Origin of the sequence: Halomonas sp. 3D7M, from assembly GCF_014897885.1 — a bacterium.
Taxonomy (GTDB): Bacteria; Pseudomonadota; Gammaproteobacteria; order Pseudomonadales; family Halomonadaceae; genus Vreelandella.
Map to the genome: position 1 here is coordinate 1 of NZ_JABUZF010000191.1, position 3,772 is coordinate 3,772.

2 protein-coding genes are annotated in these 3,772 nt (G+C 54.7%); both read right to left on the reverse strand.

Features of this window, described 5'->3' with window-relative positions; genetic code table 11:
- Positions 1–3,079 (reverse strand): BREX system P-loop protein BrxC (gene brxC / locus INT22_RS10820; RefSeq protein WP_193068222.1); only part of this gene is annotated, 3,079 nt, incomplete at its 3' end.
- 113 nt (positions 3,080–3,192) lie between these two features.
- A partial coding sequence (locus INT22_RS10825) for a DUF1788 domain-containing protein (protein ID WP_226912615.1) occupies positions 3,193–3,772 on the reverse strand: 580 nt, incomplete at its 5' end.

The following is a 3,772-nucleotide window of genomic DNA, read 5'->3' on the forward strand; positions in this document are numbered from 1 at the left end:
GCATGGCGTAGGGCGCTTCGGCCCGGTAAATACGCTCACACTCGGCCAGCGCTTGCTGGGCCTGGGTGTTTTTCTCAAGCTCTAGGCGGTTCACCGCAAACCGGTTGAGCGCTTGTTCTAGCTGCTGCCAGGTGGTGAGCTGCTTGGTAAAGAAGTCGTTGAGATCGCGGTAGTCTTCTTCAACATTGAGCAGCGTGTCTTGCTGGCTGGCGACGGTTTTGAAGAAATCAAAGCTATCGTCTAAACGCAGCAAACGCTCCACTTCCCGCAGTGAGCTATCAATGGCGTTGCGACCGGGGAAGTTGCCCACGTCGGTTTTGCTTCTATACGCTTCTAGCTCACGCCGCCAGTGGGATAAGCGGTCTACGTAATAGGTAAACAGCTCTTTTTCACTGGTGGGGCCTAGCTGGCCAAACAGCTCTTTGGTGAGGTTTCGAGCTTTGTTGAGCACTGCATCTTCGGTTTGGCGCTTTTTCTGAAGGCGCACTTCACTGCGGCGGCGGGCGTTATTGAGTAGCTCAAAGGCTTCTTTACCGCTGAGCGCGGGGCCAGCGGTGTGGAAGGTTAAGCGCCCAGCGGCATGCAGGCGCCCCAGAATTAGCAGCGTTTCACCTTCCGGCCAGCCGAAAGGTCGGTTGCTAAAGCGCTCAATCAGCGGGTTCAGTGGCACCGGCTCGCCGCCATGTAGCGAGATATACTGCTCTACCTCTTTCACCGCTTGGGCGTTGCCCTCCTCGCCGTCTAAGTTAAGGTTCTGGGTGCCCAGGTCATCGGCGGTTAATACGGCCTGCAGCTCGCGCATCGGCTCGGGGCTAAGCGCCGTGAGCTGGCTCAGCTTGTTGTAGGTGTTTTCCAGCAGATAGCGGCAGGCCTCATCCAAACGGGTAGTCAGCTGGTTGCGGTTGAGATCGAGCTTTTGCCCGAGCGCGTAAACGTCAGCATCCAGCAGCATCTCTTCCAAACGCACCCGCAGGCGTTTTTTGCGCTCCTGGTTTTCACGGCCACGGTCGGCCAGAATGCGCTCCACGCTGTGGTCGTTGGCCGATAGGTTCAGGCGGATAAACTTATCGGTTTTCAGCAGGGTACGCAGTTCATCGGTAAAGCGCTTGTCATCGGGCAGCTTAATCAGCACCTGCCCACCGTTATCGCCGCTTTTGTGAATGCAGCCCGCTTCGCTTAGCTGTACGTACTCCACGTCCAGCGGTGAGACCACCTCCACCCTTAGCTGGCTCTGGTAGCGGCCATCCAGGGTGTGGCCATCCAGGTAACGGCCAATGCTGTAGTCGGTTTTGTTGACCGGGTAGCGGTACTTGGTGCGATCGCGCAGCAGGTCTTTGAAGATCAGGCTGGAGAGCTCTTTGTTTTCGTCGCTGCTGGTAACTTCGGTTTGTTTGATCTTGCGGGTAATGTCGCGCTCTTCATTGGTGAGGAACTGGTACTCATCGCCGTTGCGGGTACTCAGGCTCTCTTTTTCCAGCCGTGCCAGGGTCGCTTCCAGCTGCTCACGAATGGCAATACGGTCATCGTCGATTTGGGTCAGCGAGAGTGTCACCAGGTTATCGACCGTACCCTTCACCAAGTCCACATAGCGGATCATAAACAGCGTGCGCAGGGTTTCGACATCAAATGCCTCTAACACGGGGTTTTCGCTGGCCTGATCAATGGTGCGCTTCACCGCCGTATCGAGGAAACCTTCTACCGCTGTGTAGAAGCAGTGCATCGGCACCAGCGCGCCAATCGATTTTTCTTGCACGGCTTTGGCGGCCATGTGGAAAGCATCGAGCATCGAGCGCTCGCCGTAGGCCAGGTGCGCGCCTGTGGCCCCGACTTTGCGGATCTCTTCAAAGACTTTTTGCACCAACTGGAAGTGGTACGGCACAAAGGGGTAATTGGCGATGAAGCTTTCCACGCCTTCGATGTTTTTTAGCGTGGGGCCAGAGCGGTCAAAGGTCAGCTGGTTACGCAGAATGGAGCCTTTGGCCTCAAACACGCCTTCCAGCTCCGCGCGTGCCGAGTCGGTTTTCACCAGCAGGCGCTTGCGGATCACTTCGTCAGAGTTGGAGCTTGAGAGCGATAAGCGGGTTTTGAAGCGTCCGGCGATTTTGGAAAAATCGTTGGCTTTTGAGGCGGTCATTTCGCCTAGCACGGCGTCCATATCCGCTTGGGAGGTGACCACGATCCAGGCACGCCCACCGCAAATCGTGCCCAGGTTTTCGGTGAGCGTTTGCAGAGTCAACATTAAGCGTGTGTCGCTGCCAATGAACTGGCCAACTTCATCCACCATGAACACCATGCGCCGAGTAGCTGACTGGGATTCCAAAAACTCTTTCACCCAATGGCAGAAGTTCTCTACGGAGACGCTGAAGTTGGTTTCGGATTCCTCAAACCATTTATGCGCCGCTTCAGGAGAGAGATCGAGCGCCGACCCAATCGCTTGCTCGATATCATCCTGGTAGAACTGATAGCCGTCTCGCTCGTCTTCCCATACCACGCCGCTGGCCTCGTTAAAGGCCTGCTTAAAGCGCTCATACACGCCGCGCTTTTCTAGGTGGCGCTCCATATGAGCAATGTGCGGGTAATCGGAGCTAAAGCCTTGGTGCTCGTTAAACACGCGCAGGAAGACGTTCAGGATGGGGTTGCCGTCGTCATTCGAGCTGGCCTTGCTGTCGATGTTGAACAGCACCACGTGGGCAGGTTCACGGACGGCCTTGTTAATGTCTGCCCGAATAGAGCCGTCTACCAGCTTTTGCTCATCAAAAAAATCAGCGGCTCGCTTGGCTTGTCCGTTGGCATCAAACGCTTCTTTATTTTCCAGCAGATAAGAGAGCGTTTTCAAAAAATGCGATTTACCTGAACCAAAGAAGCCACTCACCCAAACGCCCACGCGGTTGGCGATGGAGGGGTCATCTAAAGGGGTGGTGTAAGATTCAAAAAAGGCACGAAAGTGCTTTTCTAACTCGTTGGTGACGACATACTCATCCAGCTCTTGGTAGATGGTTTCCTGGTCACGCTGGTCGGCTTTGACCACGCCGTTGATTGACCGGCTAAGCGGTTTGAGGAAGAGCTCTTGAATGTGCATATCTGTCCTGTAAATGTTTAAACCCTGGGTGTTTCAGGCTGAGAGGTAAAGCGATATCAAAGACCACTACTCACCAAGCGAACGTAATAGACGGCATGACGTCATCTGTTGCGCTAGGGAACAAGCGCAAACGCACGGTAGTAGTTGTTGCTTTTGATCTGCTTAAACAGCGACATCGTTTGCCCGTCGTAACGGCCTGGGTAGAACAACACCAGCGGCTTATGACCGAGTGGCCCGTGTAGGGCATTTAACAAGCTGTGCGCACGTACCATGGGCCACAGGCTGCCAACACCGGTGAGCAATACGATATCAGGCTCGTGCGACAAAGAGTGTCGGATGAGGTACGGGGCGAACTTGTCCATGTGCAGCGGCCCACGTAGCGCTTTGAGCAGTGCCGCATCGCCTTTGCTTTTTTGCATGGCAATGGCTTTATCAAGAAAACCGCGCTCGGTCAGGTAATCCTTAAGCACTTCAAGCAGATTGACCTGCGCCATTTTGATATCAGGGTGCTGGCGTGCCATTAATGAGGGGAGGAAGTTCAGGTAGGCACGCACCTGTAGTTCATGTTCAGGAGCGTAATCGAAAATCCAGAAGCCAAGCTCATTACCCAACCCTTGCCCCGCTAAAAAATCAGGCCGAGTGATTTTCTCAGCGACTTGGTTCAACCGTGCCCGAAGCTGGTCATCCTCGTGG